Source organism: Maribacter polysaccharolyticus (genome assembly GCF_028882255.1).
Taxonomy (GTDB): domain Bacteria; phylum Bacteroidota; class Bacteroidia; order Flavobacteriales; family Flavobacteriaceae; genus Maribacter_A; species Maribacter_A polysaccharolyticus.
In genome coordinates, this window is record NZ_JARBUY010000001.1 from 1,166,489 (window position 1) to 1,183,137 (window position 16,649).

16 protein-coding genes are annotated in these 16,649 nt (G+C 36.1%); 9 read left to right on the forward strand and 7 right to left on the reverse strand.

The window, feature by feature from the left end:
* Positions 1-335: 335 nt before the first annotated feature.
* Positions 336-1,031, reverse strand: a complete 696-nt coding sequence (locus tag PHU20_RS04930; RefSeq protein WP_274824231.1) for an N-acetylmuramoyl-L-alanine amidase family protein — start codon at positions 1,029-1,031, stop codon at positions 336-338.
* Between the two features lie 165 nt (positions 1,032-1,196).
* Between PHU20_RS04930 and PHU20_RS04935 the strand changes: the two genes are divergently transcribed.
* The 9 genes from PHU20_RS04935 (at position 1,197) to PHU20_RS04975 (ending at position 8,431) form a co-directional block, all read left to right on the forward strand.
* Positions 1,197-1,484 carry a hypothetical protein gene (locus PHU20_RS04935; protein WP_274824232.1) on the forward strand — a complete coding sequence of 96 codons (288 nt, stop codon included), beginning with the start codon at positions 1,197-1,199 and terminating at the stop codon, positions 1,482-1,484.
* A gap of 5 nt (positions 1,485-1,489) precedes the next feature.
* The gene (locus tag PHU20_RS04940; protein WP_274824233.1) at positions 1,490-1,774 is read left to right on the forward strand and encodes a hypothetical protein; all 285 of its coding nucleotides are present in this window, start codon (positions 1,490-1,492) and stop codon (positions 1,772-1,774) included.
* Positions 1,761-4,163: a TraG family conjugative transposon ATPase gene (locus PHU20_RS04945; protein ID WP_274824234.1), complete on the forward strand. Its 2,403-nt coding sequence runs from the start codon at positions 1,761-1,763 to the stop codon at positions 4,161-4,163. Before PHU20_RS04940 ends, PHU20_RS04945 begins: the two co-directional genes overlap by 14 nt.
* Before the next feature lie 35 nt (positions 4,164-4,198).
* Positions 4,199-4,780, forward strand: coding sequence for a conjugal transfer protein (locus tag PHU20_RS04950; RefSeq protein ID WP_274824235.1), 582 nt, complete (start codon positions 4,199-4,201; stop codon positions 4,778-4,780).
* A gap of 5 nt (positions 4,781-4,785) precedes the next feature.
* Positions 4,786-5,619, forward strand: coding sequence for a hypothetical protein (locus tag PHU20_RS04955; RefSeq protein ID WP_274824236.1), 834 nt, complete (start codon positions 4,786-4,788; stop codon positions 5,617-5,619).
* A gap of 40 nt (positions 5,620-5,659) precedes the next feature.
* Positions 5,660-6,277: a conjugal transfer protein TraK gene (locus PHU20_RS04960; protein WP_274824462.1), complete on the forward strand. Its 618-nt coding sequence runs from the start codon at positions 5,660-5,662 to the stop codon at positions 6,275-6,277.
* Between the two features lie 22 nt (positions 6,278-6,299).
* Positions 6,300-7,238, forward strand: a complete 939-nt coding sequence (gene traM, locus PHU20_RS04965; RefSeq protein ID WP_274824237.1) for a conjugative transposon protein TraM — start codon at positions 6,300-6,302, stop codon at positions 7,236-7,238.
* Positions 7,235-8,065, forward strand: coding sequence for a DUF4138 domain-containing protein (locus PHU20_RS04970; RefSeq protein ID WP_274824238.1), 831 nt, complete (start codon positions 7,235-7,237; stop codon positions 8,063-8,065). Before traM ends, PHU20_RS04970 begins: the two co-directional genes overlap by 4 nt.
* A gap of 183 nt (positions 8,066-8,248) precedes the next feature.
* Positions 8,249-8,431 (forward strand): hypothetical protein, encoded by a 183-nt coding sequence (locus PHU20_RS04975; protein WP_274824239.1) that lies wholly within the window; start codon positions 8,249-8,251, stop codon positions 8,429-8,431.
* Between the two features lie 3 nt (positions 8,432-8,434).
* On the opposite strand, the gene PHU20_RS04980 is transcribed toward PHU20_RS04975, so the two are convergent.
* From PHU20_RS04980 to PHU20_RS05005, 6 genes are all read right to left on the reverse strand, one after another.
* Positions 8,435-8,581, reverse strand: coding sequence for a hypothetical protein (locus tag PHU20_RS04980; RefSeq protein ID WP_274824240.1), 147 nt, complete (start codon positions 8,579-8,581; stop codon positions 8,435-8,437).
* A 135-nt stretch (positions 8,582-8,716) separates the two neighbouring features.
* Positions 8,717-9,484 carry a hypothetical protein gene (locus PHU20_RS04985; RefSeq protein WP_274824241.1) on the reverse strand — a complete coding sequence of 256 codons (768 nt, stop codon included), beginning with the start codon at positions 9,482-9,484 and terminating at the stop codon, positions 8,717-8,719.
* A gap of 79 nt (positions 9,485-9,563) precedes the next feature.
* Positions 9,564-14,618 (reverse strand): nSTAND1 domain-containing NTPase, encoded by a 5,055-nt coding sequence (locus PHU20_RS04990; protein WP_274824242.1) that lies wholly within the window; start codon positions 14,616-14,618, stop codon positions 9,564-9,566.
* Entirely contained in the window at positions 14,611-15,888 is a 1,278-nt protein-coding gene (locus PHU20_RS04995) for a HipA domain-containing protein (RefSeq protein WP_338040878.1), read from the reverse strand. The genes PHU20_RS04990 and PHU20_RS04995 overlap by 8 nt, the downstream gene beginning before the upstream one ends.
* Positions 15,889-16,176: a helix-turn-helix domain-containing protein gene (locus PHU20_RS05000; protein ID WP_274824243.1), complete on the reverse strand. Its 288-nt coding sequence runs from the start codon at positions 16,174-16,176 to the stop codon at positions 15,889-15,891.
* Between the two features lie 307 nt (positions 16,177-16,483).
* Positions 16,484-16,630: a hypothetical protein gene (locus tag PHU20_RS05005; protein WP_274824244.1), complete on the reverse strand. Its 147-nt coding sequence runs from the start codon at positions 16,628-16,630 to the stop codon at positions 16,484-16,486.
* Positions 16,631-16,649 lie beyond the last annotated feature (19 nt).

Here is a 16,649-nt window from a genome sequence, read left to right on the forward strand (position 1 = left end):
CAGATAAAAATTTAAATAAAAGAGAAAGGTAAAATATGCCTGCGCACCAACACGCTAAAAAAAACAAAGATTCCCAATCTTTACTTTTTATGCCGTGCCCAAAGCAAAGTGTTATAACCTAAGACATTATAGGTAATTCCACTCTATTACTAAAACATATATAGTTAACATGTTATTTCACAACTCTTTGCATTACGCCTTTCGGAAATATTTTTAAGGTTGCAATTGCAACTTCCTGCAATATGTATCAAAAAAGAAGAACTCTTTACATAATACTCTTTTTGCAAAGCGTCTTACATAATTCCAACACGATATTCTTTATGACCTTCATTATTTCAATCCCTAATTCTTTCATAACTATTTAATTTTTTAAATAAAATCCGAAAAATGACCAAGGCCAATGCTTTAAGACTTGCTGTATTTTGATAATATTCACTTTCATCATTATTACTCAAAAACCCCAATTCCAAAAGCACGGACGAACAATAATCAACTGTTTCCCGCAATACCTGAAAATTCTTGAACTTCACACCCCTACTCTCTAACCGCAGCTTCTTCTTCAAACCATCTTGTAGTTGAAAGCCTAACCAAATGGACCTGTCAGAATATTTGGTTTTCCGATGGGCCACATAAACTTCAATGCCTCTTGCATTTGGATTATCCGAATGATTACAATGTAAGGACACAAACAAATCAGCTTTAAGAGCTTTGGCCAGCTTTGTTCTATCCGATAAAGAAATAAGTGTATCGCTATATCTTGTTAAATAAATATCCAAGGGTTTATCTAATTCATTATTTAACCTTAACATCTCCATGGCAATATGCAGTACCACCTCATTTTCCTTAATTCCATTTAACCCTATGGCACCAGAATCCTTTCCTCCATGTCCTGGATCGATTACCACTACTTTTTGCTGACCAAAAATTGTTTGGCACTGGAACAGTAAAATCACCAAACATAGAGCCAGGCAAAGTCGAAATCTGACGTTTTTGGGCTTTACCCCTTTCCGAAATTTTAGAGTTATCAACATAGGCCATTCCATTTCCCATATGATTTGATGCCAATTCCCATTAAACAAAAACAATCCATATCAATTAATATTTTATTCACAATTATTTGATTATCAATATATTGAATTACAATATACAGTAATTTTCGAATAAAGAAATCAGTCTAATTTTAAATCCATTTTAACATGAAAAAATCACTGTATCCAACCCTTCTGTTTTTGCTTATTACGAATTCCATTTTTGCCCAAATCGGTGGTATCGAAGATTCGGTCAATGATGTTTCCGATACGATAAGAACCATTTTTCCCATTATTCTGGGTGTCATCTTCCTGATAGGCTTCCTGTTTAATGCAGGTCATTTCTTTGGCGAAAACGCAGACCTTAAAAAAGGAATAACCCGTGTATTGGTCTTTGTACTAATCGCAGGAGCGGTCGTTGGTATCTTCACCTATCTCATAGGCATTGTAGTATAATCCTTATGAAGAAATTCGAAGTTTATAAGAACATTAGAAAGCGGGCAATGATATTTGGGCTTCCGGTATCGTTGTTTTCCCTCATGATGGTTTCAATTGTGGCATCTCTTTTGGTCATCATCTTTTCATTTGGTCCGGGCATCATATTAGGCGCCTTCATATTGAATAGTTGTCTCTATATCGTTCTTATCCGATTGGCCAAAAATCCACAACCTATCCAGCTTACATATCCCTTTCCCAAAATTATCACCAACAAAAAAGTAACGTTATTCGACTATGAGGAAGATTAATCTGGCATCGAACCATCCTATCGCGGACATTCGCAAAAACATATTCTTTGCCAACAATGGTAATGTGGTGCTTTGCTACAAAGTGGATTTGCCCGAAATCCATTCCCTTTCAGAAAAGGATTTTGAGGATCTCCATGGTGCCTGGTTTCAGGCCATAAAATCCCTTCCTGTCGGTACCGTCGTTCACAAACAGGATATCTATCTAAAAAAACCATATACCTCTAAACAACTTCCCTCCTGTACTTTCTTGGCAAAAGCAACCTCCGAATATTTCAAAGGGAGGGAATATATGGAACATCAATGTTACCTGTTCTTTGTCCTGACCAAAAACAAGGCACTTAACAATCCTAAATATGTCAATCCGTTTAAAATAGTCCCTAATTCCTTTCCCAAGGAACTGGATGATACCCTTAACCGATTCCTTGGTGCTGTAAACGATTCTGTTTCTTTTATAAACAATAGCCGAAAAATTTTAATTACCTCTCTGGTGCCCGATGAAATACTAGGGCTTACGCATACATATTTCAATGGTTTCAATGATGGTTTTGATACCGATATTCTTCTAGATAAAGATCAAATCAATATCGGTGAAAACCATTTTGATGTTCTGGCCGTCAATAGTGAATCTTGTTTTGGCAAAAACGTACTCAGCAGTAAGACCAATGAAGGTTTTACTTCTGACGATTTTGTTTTCCATCAAGGATTTATCGACGGTCTCGGTCTGACCTTGGACGAAAACCATATCGTCAACCAAATCCTATATCTGGATAATAAACAGAAATGGCGTAAACTACTGGACAGGAAAATTGAAGAACTGAAGAAGAGCTCCAACTTCGGTTCCCAGAACAAGGTAATACTGGGAAAAACCCAGCACATACTTGATAAGATTAATGCTGATGATACCTCGCGGGTCATACGTGGTCAGCTCAATATCCTCTATTGGCATAAAGAGCCTAAAAAATTAGAGGGTATCACTTCCCGAATCAAGGCGGAGTTCAAGGAACTGGATATTATTCCTTACTACCCTAGGGGGCAAGAATGTTCAAATTATTTTTTAAATAGTTTTTGTGCCTTCTCCTCTCATTTTTCCAACGAGGATTTGTATGTCACAGACTTGAAACATGCCCTATGCCTGCTTATCAATAACACCACTTATAAATCAGACGAAAAGGGCATCATTTTTAATGATAGGGTATACAATGTACCTGTTTTAAAAGATGTTTGGGATGAGCGAAAGAGACGTATCAAGGCTAGGAACTTTGCCATTTTCGCACCCACCGGCGAAGGAAAGTCCTTTCTGGCCAACAACATCCTACGTCAATATTTCGAGAGCGGTGTACGTATGATCATTATCGACCTTGGGGGGTCCTACTCCAAATTCGCCAAACTTTATCCCAAAAAATACACCATACTCCGATATGAAAGCGGCCAGAATTTGGGCATCAACCCATTCTTCATAAGCCATAAAAATGACCTAACCCCAGAACGGTTAGAAGACTTATCGGTTTTCCTTTTAGAGCTCTTCGCTTCCGACCTGGACGTAACCAAGGCACAATCAGTCTCTATCAAGAAAATCCTACGCTACTATTACAAACAATCCGCAATTGGTCATTCGCTCAGTAGCTTTTATTTTTTCATAGAGGAACATAAGAAAACACTGCTCAAAACCCTTAAAATCCATCCCGATTACTTCAACATCACCAACTTTCTGCACATTATGTCGGAGTATGTCGGAGATGGTCTATATAGCTTTCTTTTTGACGTTAGCGAAGACCAGACCTATAAAATCGAGGACAAGCGACTTATCGTCTTTGAACTCGATGAAGTAAAGGACAACAAGGAAATCCTTTCCGTGATGTTGAAGCTTATAAAAACGGCCATTCAACGGACGATATGGAAGAACCGATCCGAAAAGGGCATTATCCTATTCGACGAGTTTGCCAAGCAACTGAAGTTCGACAACGTACTGGAGAGTGTGGAATTTTATTATCAGGCCATCCGGAAACAAAACGGTGCCATCGGCATCATTCTACAATCCATCAATCAGTTACCAAACAATTCGACTTCGGCAAGCATTCTTGAAAATACACAGGTCATCTACAGCCTAAACAACGAAAAGGGATATGACGAAATCGTGAAACGGTTGAATCTTTCCTCCCACGATCTGAATCAATTAAAATCCATTAAGAACAACTTGACCGGAACACGGAAGTACACCGAAATGTTCATTAAAATAGGTAAAGAGAGTAACATTTTCCGATTGGAAGTGCCGTCAGAAGTATATGCGGCCTACTTGACCGACGGTAAAGATAACGACGCCATAATGGCACTTTATAAAAAGACGGGCTCCATGGAAGGGGCCATCAAAGAATTTATCAAGCAGTTGTAGACTGCATTTAATATTAACAACCAAAAATCAAGAAAATGAAACACATCATTAAAAAAATAATGCTATCCGTATTAGTTGCCATTGTAGTGAATGGCCATGCTATGGCCCAAGGGATGCCGGTATATGATAATACCAATTTCATCAGTTTGACCAAATCCCTTATTGAAACTGCAAAACAGACCTCGCAACTTCTAAAGACTGTAGATTTTCTAAAACAACAAAAAGAGAACATTGACAAGGTGAACAATGTGATCAAACAATTGAAAGCGATAAGGGAACTCGCCAAGAACAACCAACGGCTATACGAAGTTGTTCAAAATGATTTAAGGCAAATCCTGAACTCCCCTTTTATAAAACCTGATGAAGTTACCCGTATATCGGATTCTTTCGATGCCATTCTTCAAAACTCTATAGAGGGTATGGAATATATCGACCAAATATTGTCCAGTGATAATTTGAAGATGACAGATGCGGAGCGTGCCGAAGTCCTTAAAGAACAGGAATTACAATCCAAGGAAATGGTAGCGGAAATTGAGGCAAAGACCAGACGCTACCGAGAGATAATTGCATTTCGAGAGATGCAACACACAATCAATAATAGAGAAACCAATTACTAACAACCATGATTTTTTTGGGTATGGGACTGGAATATGTGGACACCGTTTTTCAAACGATAAAAAACAGTGATTTCTCGCAGTACACCATTGCCGGGATGAAAACGCTGGCAGTATTGTTCTTTTTGATCAATATCCTAAAAAAATATAATGAGGGTGTTGCCAATAACGAGGGTTATACTTGGGGGCTTACGCCATCCGAGCTTGCCAAGAACTTTGCAATCGTACTATTGGTTATTTTCTCCACACAGGTTTTGGGTGTTTTCGATGCCTTGCTGGTGGCCATCGAGAGTCAATACCGGGACACGGCACCCGCACTCCTCCCATTGCAGATGATGGATATCGACATCGAACAGGATGTAGGTGCCCTGGAAGCCACAAAAAAAGCGATGGCGATGCTCTATGAGGCCCTCGTCACCCCCTTGTATGGCCTGAAGATACTCTCCTTTATCATTGGGGTTTTCCTGTGGTTATTGGATCTGTTTATCTACCCCTTGTTTCTAGCGGAACGCTTTTTCCTTTTGGGCATTATGCAGGCCTTTTTTCCGTTGGTCATCAGCTTGGCCGTCTTTGAAAGGTTCAGATCATTGGCCTATACATTTTTCAAACTCTATGCAGGGGTCTATATGTTGGTACCGGCTTTTTTTCTGGTCAATGTATTCGTGAACAATCTCTATACGGAAATCAACACCAATTTTTGGAGTGACCTTTTTGGAACGGATTGGGGGAGTAATTTATTCGCTCCGCTTTTACAATTAGGATCCATCGGATTTATCGTACTGTTGAAATTCAAACTGTACAAACGGGCAACCTCATTCACTTTTAAACTCTTTACAGGCTGAATGCCTAAAGCACATTAAGTAATAATATCGCTACATGAATATGAAAACACCCTATAAAAATATTTACATCATCTTAAAACAAAATCGCTTTATTGTATTGACGGTCATTATCGGAGCTGTCCTGACATGTATCGTTTCTGTTCTGATGGTCATAAAACTATATAAAGAAACGACCAACAATGCCTTTGTAGTCAATTCAGACGGTAGTGTAATTCCCTTGAAATTAGTGTCCCAACAAGAAAATTTAAAAGTTGAGGCATTAGCCAATCTAGAACTTTTCCACACGTATTTCTATAACATTGATGCCAGCAATTATGAAAAGAATTTGGAAAAGGCCCTATGGTTGGGTAATAGTTCTGTAGATGCTTTGTACCGCCAGAAAAAAGCTGATGGTGTTTATAACCGCTTACTGCAATATTCCCTGCTCCAGAAAGTATTGCGTATAGAATCAAAAGTAGATATACAAAATGAACCCTACAGATTTGAAACGAAAACCATTTTTGAAATCAACCGGGGTACAGTTACTGACACTTATGAATTAACTACTACGGGAAAGTTGATTCAAATCGACAGAAACTTTCCAAAGAATACCCATGGATTGTTGATTACCGATTTTTTTGAAAACACTTTAAAGAAAATCAATGATGAAAGCCCATAATGGGCAACTAAAAAAAAACAGTATGAAAATAGAAAAGAACAAATTAGTTTTTTCCATGGTATTGGCCTGTATTCTACTTTTTCTAGTAGGCTATGCAATGCTGGTATGGGGAGAGGATAAGGAACCTACTACAGACAATAATCAGATTCCCGTACCGGAACTAGAGGATAACCTAAAGGAATACGACTCTAAATTAGATGCCCTTAATGACCTTAAAGAGGTTAAGCAAACCAATGCCCCAAGTATCTATGATGAACGACTGTTGGACTCCACAGGGGTCTACGATGCCCAATTATTGGACAAGGAAAAGATGAGGGTGGTCGACAGCATCTACCAGCATGGTCAAATTCGATATTCAGGCCAATCGTATGAAAATATCAACCCGAAGGACAACACTACCAAATCCATAAAGAAAATGGCAAAAGACACCATTAAAATTGATGATAAGGAAACGGAAGTCGCTTCCAAGGAACTGGCCTTGGAGCATCAACTCTTTTTCGCTTCCCATCCCATAACAAATGAAGCTTTGAATGCGAAAAATACTGATGAATCCATCTATGTGCGTGTAGATGGAACGCAGACCCTGAAAGCTAATTATCGCTTACAGATGCGATTAACAAACGATGCTATCCTATATGGAAAACGAATACCCAAAAACACACTAATCTATGGCTTTATCAGTTTTAAGCCCAATCGCACAATCATAGACATTGAGCATATAAATCATCAACCAGTCAAACTAAAGGCTTATGATTACCAAGACGGTACGGAAGGAATTTATGTAGAGAATAGTTTCCAGGAAGAAGCAACAAGAGAAGTGCTGGATGATGTCATCAGCGATTTCAATATTCCTAGTGTTCCACAAGTGGGCGGACTTACACAAGTATTTCGGCATTCTAACCGAAGAGTAAAAGTAACCATACTGAACAATTATAAACTTATTCTAAAACCAAAATTATGAGAACCATAATCCTTATATTGATTGTGTCTATTTCTACTTTTGCTAAAGCGCAAACAAACATAGTCCTTGATACCATTTATGCAAACGACACCAAGAATGTAGCGCTATTTTTTCCAGAACCTATTCGACAGGGCATCACAGGAGCCTCTAATTTTGTATTCACATACAACCGTGAAAAAGAACAATATTTTGGATTATTACAGGCAAAGCCAGGAAAGGAAAGTAATTTACTGGTCATCAATAATTCTGGTTCGGTTTTCTCCTATATTATAAAATATAAGGAGCGGTTAGCAAAACTGAATTATTTTATCCCGATATATAGTAATATTGGGAATGAAAAACCAATTGAAACTGATTCGGTTCTGGTTAAAACTTCTGAAAAGGATATTGATTACAGAACCTATTACTATCAAAAATTCTGCACTTATCTTCTTGACAGAAAGCAACGTATTGGTAGAATTATGAAGCGATACGAAAACATTGTTCTGAGTGTGGAGAATATTGTTTTTGATAAAGGTGAACTATACTTCGTGATTCGCATTGAGAACAAATCGACACTTGATTACGATTTGAACTTCTTGAGCTTTTCGGTGGAGACCAGACAAAAGGAAAAGAAAAAATCTTTACAGAGTCTGTATCTAGAACCTATTTACAAACACCATCTGCCTTCAAAAATTGCAGAGGGTAAGATGATGCGATTCGTTTATGTGTTGCCCAAATTTTCATTATCTAATGACCGCAGGGTAATTTTGGAATTGAACGAGAAGGATGGCGAACGGATTCTAAAGCTGAATATATCCCATAGATATATCAATAACCCAAATTAATAATATGAAAAAATTAGTTATTTGCTCACTCGTACTTCAATTCATTTCTGTTCAGGAAATAAGAATATGTCCCACACAGAAACCGCAGAAATTGTTGCGAAAAGCTTTTTTTTTAAAGATGAATCAGCTCTTAAGTAGCACACTACATCAGAAGGATATGCCAGTTTGATCGCGGTTCAAAATATGCTTCCAGATTCCGATAAAGAAATCAAAGCAGAAATCCTAGATGAAGCCATTGATGGTGAAATTACTTGGGTAGGATACAAAACGTCTTATGATGGAAAGACGGGCATCTTTAAACTGGTTAAAGAGAATGACCAATGGAAAGTGACTAACAAAGGGCCGAGAGAAAAAGGGTCATTTTAATAGTTAGTCTTTCAATTCAACACTAACATAATCAAAATCGATTTTTAATTTTTTCTTTACGAAATTCAAATAATCACTTTCATCTTGGTTAGGTGGGTACTGTCCAGCAATGAACAATAATTTTGTTCTATTGTCATCGTCCTTTTGCATATATGAAATTATTTGACCTAGTCCTTCTCAAATGCAATCAGAGACAAAGGCCGATGACTTTACTTCGTAGAAATGAATTTCATTTTCTAATTTAACTTTTACATCAACGTAATTTTCCTCCAGCACAACGTTGTCCTATCCGTATTTCTTTTCTAGTCTTTTTTGTAATACCTCTTGAATCTTATTGTGTTTCTGCTCTGCAACGTAACTAGCACTTCCTTTTCTTTTTTGTTTTGTAAAGTTTCTCGAAGTGGCTCCCTTTCTCTTAGTTTTTCTCTTCTTTCCGGTATTAGTTGTTTTTCCATTATCTCGACCATATTTCTCGTACATAAAATCAGCAAACTGATATATTGATAAATGAGATGGTTTATTAGCTATAATTATTTTCTGAATTTCAGAAGCTCTGGTTTTTCTCGTAACAGTCAAGCCATAATGTTCAGCAATTTTATGTAGTACAGCTTTCTTAAAAATTGGAATTAATCTTTCGTTTGAATAGAGATAAGCAATTTTCCATTTTATAAAAAGAGTTAAGTGCAAATCATCAATTTTTTCAAAGTCTCCCTTTTCAGAATAGTCAATAATTTTTAAAACTTCAGCTTTTACATTTTCAAACGCTTCTTTTTTATTTTCTCCATAGTACCGTTGCCAGGAATAAAGGTTATCATTTATTAAGTTTTTTGGTTTTGCATTTATATCACTACGTTTATAAATACCAAACTTGCTGGAATTTATACCCTTAATACTTCCTAAAGCTCTGGTTTTGGTTTCTAGCCATTGACAAAATGTATCTTTTTTCCCAACCGAAACATATTGTTCCAATTTCATAGACTTGATTGCTTCAATATCCCATCGTCCATGAAATTCACTAAGGATTTCCCTTGACAATTCAGTATTATTTTCCAATTCAATTTATTGTATTAGTTAATTTAAATGAATGGGCTGTACTTAAAATAAGGTGATTGTAATTGCTTAGCAGAAAAAACTAAACTTCCGTTTTATATACAAAAACATTTTCGCGAATTAAATAAGCTTCAGTAGAACCCGAATCAATCATCAAACCTAAAATATGTAGATACGCATTGACTAAATCCTGCCTATTTTTAATGATACTTATATTATTAAAAAATAGCTTTTTAACCAAAGTTTTACCATCTTTCCCCATTAAGTCAGCTATATTGCCAGGGTGCTCATCAATCAATTCGTTTAAAATCAAAAGGCCTTCTGGTAGAAACACTTTTTCTCCAAATGTTGAAAAAACGGTAATAACAGAGGAAAGTTTTCTTGTACCAAAATAAGCTACCATATTAAGGTATTGTTCCTTGTAACTAAAAAACCCTTTCCAATCTTCTAGGGACTTCAAAAACCTATTATCTAATAGTAATTTATCGCTAAAATAATAACTGTCGCTCTCCTTTAGTTTATTAAATAAATACTCCCACAACTGCCAGAATCTTGTACCATATTCTTGTAATTCTTCTTCGGTATTGTCACGTACAATATCATACATTATAGTAATGCAAAAGTCTAATGTACTAGCTACGAACTTGAACAAATCTTGAATATTTTCATCTCTTTCATTAAATTCCTGTAGGAATGGCAAAACTAAAATATCTACAAATTTTTGTCCATAATCTACTTCACTACTATAAAGAAAGAGTTGCCCGAGAAATAATTGCATATCTGTCTGTATGGTGTAATCAAAACTTTGGTTACTTCTTCTCCAAGTGTCTCCTTCAACGGTAGTATGTTGACCAACAAATTCGCCTATCACTTTTATTACATAATCAACTTCTGTTGGATTACAATTCTTCGTGGACATCATTAGCATTGCTCTAACGAGAAAATGCTTTTCGTATAATAAGTAATCAATAGTCTTCGAATCAATCTCAGTAGGCGCATCCATAGATGTTCTAATGAAATATTTAAAACTCTTTTCATATGCAACTAATTCTTCTTTTGTTGCTCTATAGTAAGGACTTGGGTTTTCTTTCTCAAATTTTGCAAAGGATACCACCATCTTGGTTAAGTCAGTAGCAGTATCTGGGCAGTTCTTGATAAATTTATCTCTAAAATACATTAGAAATTGTCTTAAGTCATAATCGTCTAATGGACATAAGACCAGTCTTCCAAGAAGTATCCGACAATCAGTTTTCACTTTATCTGTAGCAGCATACTTCGGTAGTAAATGTATAGCGTGAAGAATTGTCTTTTTCTCCAATAAACTATATTTCATACTTAGATTATGGTCATTTTTGTATTTGTCCGTTATCAGCGCATCAACGGCTTTAAAAATTGTATAGAAACACCAAGAAACCTGTTGCTCGTTTAATTGAGCAGAAAATGAATCAAGTCCAATCTTAGAGAGTGATACTGGCATATCAAACATACCGTGCTGAAAATCTACTGCTGTGTAGTAATTGTAGATTTCTAGCCATTGCTCAAAAGTTATTTCTACCTCATTTTCTATCGCTTTACGCAGCATATTACTATAAGAGGCATCGAAGTGATTATCCTTAAAACCCTCTTCAATTGCAGTAATTGTTTCCGAAATTTCTTCAGAATAAGATGGCACCAACTCCACCGTACCTGCTTCTTCATTTACTTTACCCGGTTTAAGTTTACGAACATCCATTTCTGTAACCGTTTTAATCCACATATGGTCATCCGCAAAGTCTTTGTGAAATTTATCAAAAATCTTAAAAAGCTCTTCATTAAGCTTGCCATAGTTAATTTGATAATGAAACATAAAAGCCCTCAATCCTTGATGATATTTTCTGCGGTGAGGCAATGCATTGGAATCCATCCTTTCTTTTTGTGCATATGGTATTTTATTGTCTTCTGGTGCCATACTATGATACTCACTTATAGACCTCTGTAAATCCCAATCATAGAATTGTCTTAAACCAAAAATTGGTAGTATAGCATCTGTAAATGCTTTTGGGTTTGACATAAAAACACTCGCAAAAACAGAGGTTAAAGCAACATTATTGGAAAATTGAAGTATATATTTACAATGTTCTTCTAGTAGCTTTTTAGCTAAATCATTATCGACTGATGCCAACTGAAGTAAGTAACGTTCTAAAGACATCAATAACGATTCAATAAGGGTATGTACTCTAGTTGCTAAACCTCTATATGCAATCCATAAATCTAAATCACCATATTGTATTCTTTCCTTTCCGTCTTGGAATTGCAATGTCAACTTTTCCAGAGGATGCTCTTTTGCATAATCAGACTGCATAAAGAAGTCAACACTATAGTTAATAAAGTTTGTTACAAACGAAATCGCTTTAATTGGGTGGGTTGAAAACAAACCAGCAGCAAATGTTTTATAAATTCCAGAAGGGTAATAATCAAACTTTGAATCTTCTATTCCCCAAGATTCTTCTTTTTCGGGTCTTGGTTTAGGTAAAAAACTTGATATGCTTCTGCGTCCATCGATTTTCACTTCTTCGACTTCTTCCTTTGGGTGTACTTTCCAATTTTTATCTGTTAAAGAAATAAGCAATTCTGGAAATTCTTTTATAAGGCTTTGGTTTCGTATACCACCAAGTGCTATTTTAATAGCTATCTCATAGAATTGTTGTACTCTCCAAGCCACGCCGTCTTTAGAGTTTGCTCTATTAAGAAAATCTTGAAGTTCAGGTTTAGCAAAAGGTGCTAGACCAAAGAATAGGTATACCAACTCTTGTATCGTATATTTTTCACGAGAAAGCTTATTTAACCAGAAATTATCTTCAGACTCAATCTGCTGAATAAACTGGGTAACAATACTTTTACAAGCCTCAATTTCCTCATAGGATGAATTATCAGAATCGAGTAAAAATCTTAGCTCCCAATCTAATAATAACATAAAAATTGACTCACGTAAATTTGACAATGCCGTTATATTTTCTGCTATAAACACAAGTAAATCTCTCCAAACGCTACCAATAGGAAATAGTATAGATTTATTCTTTTCAGAACCAAAACCATATTCTTTACAAGCAGTTCTGGTCAACATAATGCAACGGGCTAAAAAAGAAGCATTATTAGCAATCAAATCAGCTTTAAAACTCTCAAAAAAGGGTGTCGCATCGTTAGAACGAAAAACAGCAATCAGAATCTCGTCTATCCAGTATTTTTCAATTGTATCGTTATTAATTGTACTTGCGATTATTCGCACAATAGCATCAGTATCTTCAATCAGATAATCTTCTACCCATAACCTAAAGGCTCTTCTAAAAGCAGGTTGGTTGCCTATTTGATTAAAAAAGTTTTCTATGGTTGGTGCGTCGGCTTTTAGTTTTGATAGGTGCTTTACAAGCGCCCAATCTTCAAGAATATCGTGTGAAGGTGAAAATTGATATTCATTTCTACTTTTGTACAAAATATGGTCATCAAGTAAAGCTTCTACCGCTGCTTCATCAACTCCCTCGTCTGGTTCAACAAAAAGTCGCATAGACTGTGCTCTTTTAATGGCTACATTTGAAAATGCTTTTCCTCGCTTTCTAGCCATACCACTGCCTGTCATGGTTGATTTTTCAATTATATGATTCCATAGTTTTGTTTTGAAATCGATTATAGATAAATCCTCTACTTGAAATCCGCTTACTCCAATTGTATTTACTGCAAACTGAAGATATTTAGGGCTTCTTAGTATTTCTTTTATGCCGGGGTTTTCAAAATATAGCTTTAAACTGGGGAAATGTAGTTGTGCTAAATCTAGTTCATCATTCGACATAAGTTTTACCTCTATAACTTCTAAATCTGTAAAGTGATATTTTTGAAGAATTAGGTTAACTGCATAGGCTCTTGAAGTAAAAATCACTTTTACATCTTTGAAGGATTTTATCTTAGCCAAAAATTGTTGAAAGGCATTTTCAGGATTCGCTTCTAGCAATTTCTCCAAACTATCTATTACAATCAGTTTTTCTTTCAGATACCCTATGGAATTGACAATATTACTAATGGAATGTGTGACACCAAGTTTAGTAAATACATGTGATAGTGTACTTTCATTAAATTGTTCTGCCTTGAAAACAAAAACATTTGTATTGTCGTGATATATTTCTATAAAGTCTTTTAATAATGCAGACTTACCAGCACCAGCACTTCCTGTTACTATTGTAAATTGATGTCTCTTTGATACCTCTAAAAGCTTTTCTAACGTATCCGAACGGTCCAAGTGAAAATCTTCAATAGAGCTAGTGAAAGGCTCTATTATGATATTGCTATCTTCTTTAAGTTTAGATACAGAAGTATAAGTGCTATCAAATACAGAAGGGTTAAAGCATTTGTACATATCTAATTTGATGCAGTCGTCATAAGATATTGTTCCACCATTAAGATTATAATGAGCAACTAAAGACAATAAGTTATTCCATATTTGATTGCCCGCTAGTTCACAATCTGTAGCTTTAGTTAATGTGATAATATTTAAAACATTATTATACGCAGTACTGGTCTCGGTTGTAAAGTCGTACCCAAGAAGTGCCATACACCTGAGAAACATCCAAATGTCTTTTTTGGGTACATCCTTATCATCGTTAGCCATTTTGAGTAAATTTTCAAAGATGTTAAGATGCTGCTTCTTTATAGCGATTCTTTCCACTTCTTTATAAAAGTCAACTTCATTATTATGTGTCGATGCCCAATCTAGAAGTACGTTAAAATGTTTTTTATCGTTGTTGGTCAAATTAGATTTTATCAATAAAAGCCTATCGGTACTTTTATCAAATTTGGTGTTATTGAAATCTTTCCAAAAGGCTGTTATTACTTCGTTAAAAGTTTCATTAGCTTCTGTAAGAGCTATATTATATTTGATTTGACCTAAAATCTTCTTCTTTGCCCCTGAACCTATATCTGCCTTTACCAAGAAATCATCTGTTGCATAACCTTTACTGGTTGTTTGAAAAGCGACTTCTGATATTTTGCCCTTAGTAACCAGAGGTATCTCAATCTGTAATAACATAGCAAGTAAATAAGCTGCTTGTACATTATGTTCATAGGTAGCTCCTCCACTTCCCATTGAAAATACACTTCCAGTTTTAGTCATACTTATTGTTTTTTAATTCTGTTTTAAAAGCACTAGACATCGATTCCACTTCACTTCTTTTTATTCCTATTTCTTCTGCAATACGTTTCCAATTTTTGACCACAGCCAATACTTCAGAAAGTATGGTTTCCATTTCAATTTCGCTTAACCTATAATATTCGCCAACACTTTTAGCTAAATCAAAATCGAGGGCATTATCATCCATATCTATATGTAGAGACAAACCATCTTTTTCTATCGAGGGGTTTAAATCATAGGCGGGCGATAAAATCCAACCTTTTTCGGTTAATATAAATCCGTGATTCCGCAAATGGTCATCTGTATTGGAAATCGCTATATTAAATACGATACGACGCCAAAGTTGATGTAAATTAGCTTCAACATCCACACCATAATTCTCTATGAATTCGACAATTTCAAGATAGCTCGGCGAGGTATCCCTTATTGAATCTTCAGTATTACCGGTCATTGTCATTGCCGAGGCAAAGTGTATCCGTTTATTTTTTTCCCTATCGAATCTTTTGGTCAGAAAGGTATGGTGTTGCCCACTGATTTTTTTAACTTCGGATTCCGCCATTTCTATTCCCGAAGCTATAGCCAATCGATAGGCCAAAAACTCCCAAAGAGCTTTGTCAATGGTATCGGTTTTCGATGGAAACTTGGCAATCCACAAATTCTTTTGCGAGTCGAAAACATTGGCTTTGGGCCTTGCACCACCCAAAGATGAACCAGGTGCAATTAAAACGGCGATCCATTTCCTGATAGCTTCACTTTGGTCATCCCTTTCCAGTTGTTCAGCTGCTTCCTGCAAATCCCCTAACGATGACCAAGGCGGTGTAGGGGTTTGGGCATCATTGTCTAAAAAAGACCCATCCAAATCCGTTTTAAAACGCAAGGCTCCCATACGGCTTTCGTCGAACACGCCTAGTAGATAATCAATCTCATAAAGGGTCTTCGGTTTTTCTTTATTTGCCTTTGCATCTTGTACTACCCTACGCTTCATCAAGGTTTTACCCCAAGTGTCCGGCATACTGTCAAGGAAAATTCCAAAATTCTCTTTGTTGGCAGGATATTGTGGTCCGGAATAAAATTCAATATCTGGATCCAAAAGCCGTTGTGCATCAGTTTTTAACCAATTTTTGTCATATTCAAAACTGAAGGCCTTCTTTCCCTTGGCAAAATGAGCAGATAGCGTACCTATGAGGGCCGGACTTTCCATGCCTGCCCAGTCTGCGAAAACATATATGTCAAATTTACCCTCTGCCATCATTTACAATAAATCTAAGTCTTGTAATTTTCTTCCGAATGCATCGTCATTGGCCAACTTCAAAAAATCATCCTGAAGATTCATTACCTTGAGCACATTAAAATATAGTCCAATGGCCACCCCCGGATCGCCTTTTTCTATACGGTAAAGGGTAGCTCTGTGAATGCCCGCACGTTCTGATACCTGCTCTGTCGTTAGCTTTCTTCTCTTTCGTGCCAGTTTGATATTCTCCCCTATTTGATCAAAAAACTTTTGATATTTCGGAAGTAGAATAGCTTTCTTAGTGTTCATGATGTTGCTCTTTTGCGACAAATATACAATTTTTGTTGTAAATTAGCGACATTATGGTGTTTATAGATAGGTATAACATTTTTAATCAGGATCATGAATCAACCATATAAATGGGAATTCCCAATGAGAACACCTTGAGTGGGCTCAAAGAAAAATATATATGGTTTTCAGACAGGAGTTCCCTGAATGATAAATTGGATTCTAATCCCTAATTTGTGAATTTTTCAGACAATCCCGCCGAGCTGAAATCACTTTATGATACCATATTGGAAAGTATCCTAGACCCAATAGTGAAGAACTATTTCGATTAGATTATAACTCCAAAAAACCTCCTTGAATTTGCCCCTACTAAAATAAGATCTTTCATGTCAAGCTTTGGTATTGCTTGCTTAACTCCGATATCTTTTTTCCCCTGAATATTATGGATTTCTGTTTTTATTATAGATAGTTCCATTGTTTGCTCTTTAAAGTAG

Excerpts from the sequence above, each read along its gene's own strand:
- PHU20_RS04980 (WP_274824240.1), bottom strand. The coding sequence starts at position 8,581 with ATGCAAAAGGACGATGACAATAGAACAAAATTATTGTTCATTGCTGGA.
- PHU20_RS04995 (WP_338040878.1), bottom strand. The coding sequence starts at position 15,888 with ATGATGGCAGAGGGTAAATTTGACATATATGTTTTCGCAGACTGGGCA.
- PHU20_RS04990 (WP_274824242.1), bottom strand. The coding sequence starts at position 14,618 with ATGACTAAAACTGGAAGTGTATTTTCAATGGGAAGTGGAGGAGCTACC.
- traM (WP_274824237.1), top strand. The coding sequence starts at position 6,300 with ATGAAAATAGAAAAGAACAAATTAGTTTTTTCCATGGTATTGGCCTGT.
- PHU20_RS04950 (WP_274824235.1), top strand. The coding sequence starts at position 4,199 with ATGAAACACATCATTAAAAAAATAATGCTATCCGTATTAGTTGCCATT.
- PHU20_RS04940 (WP_274824233.1), top strand. The coding sequence starts at position 1,490 with ATGAAGAAATTCGAAGTTTATAAGAACATTAGAAAGCGGGCAATGATA.
- PHU20_RS04935 (WP_274824232.1), top strand. The coding sequence starts at position 1,197 with ATGAAAAAATCACTGTATCCAACCCTTCTGTTTTTGCTTATTACGAAT.
- PHU20_RS04955 (WP_274824236.1), top strand. The coding sequence starts at position 4,786 with ATGATTTTTTTGGGTATGGGACTGGAATATGTGGACACCGTTTTTCAA.
- PHU20_RS04930 (WP_274824231.1), bottom strand. The coding sequence starts at position 1,031 with ATGTTGATAACTCTAAAATTTCGGAAAGGGGTAAAGCCCAAAAACGTC.
- PHU20_RS04945 (WP_274824234.1), top strand. The coding sequence starts at position 1,761 with ATGAGGAAGATTAATCTGGCATCGAACCATCCTATCGCGGACATTCGC.
- PHU20_RS04970 (WP_274824238.1), top strand. The coding sequence starts at position 7,235 with ATGAGAACCATAATCCTTATATTGATTGTGTCTATTTCTACTTTTGCT.
- PHU20_RS05005 (WP_274824244.1), bottom strand. The coding sequence starts at position 16,630 with ATGGAACTATCTATAATAAAAACAGAAATCCATAATATTCAGGGGAAA.
- PHU20_RS05000 (WP_274824243.1), bottom strand. The coding sequence starts at position 16,176 with ATGAACACTAAGAAAGCTATTCTACTTCCGAAATATCAAAAGTTTTTT.
- PHU20_RS04960 (WP_274824462.1), top strand. The coding sequence starts at position 5,660 with ATGAAAACACCCTATAAAAATATTTACATCATCTTAAAACAAAATCGC.
- PHU20_RS04975 (WP_274824239.1), top strand. The coding sequence starts at position 8,249 with ATGCTTCCAGATTCCGATAAAGAAATCAAAGCAGAAATCCTAGATGAA.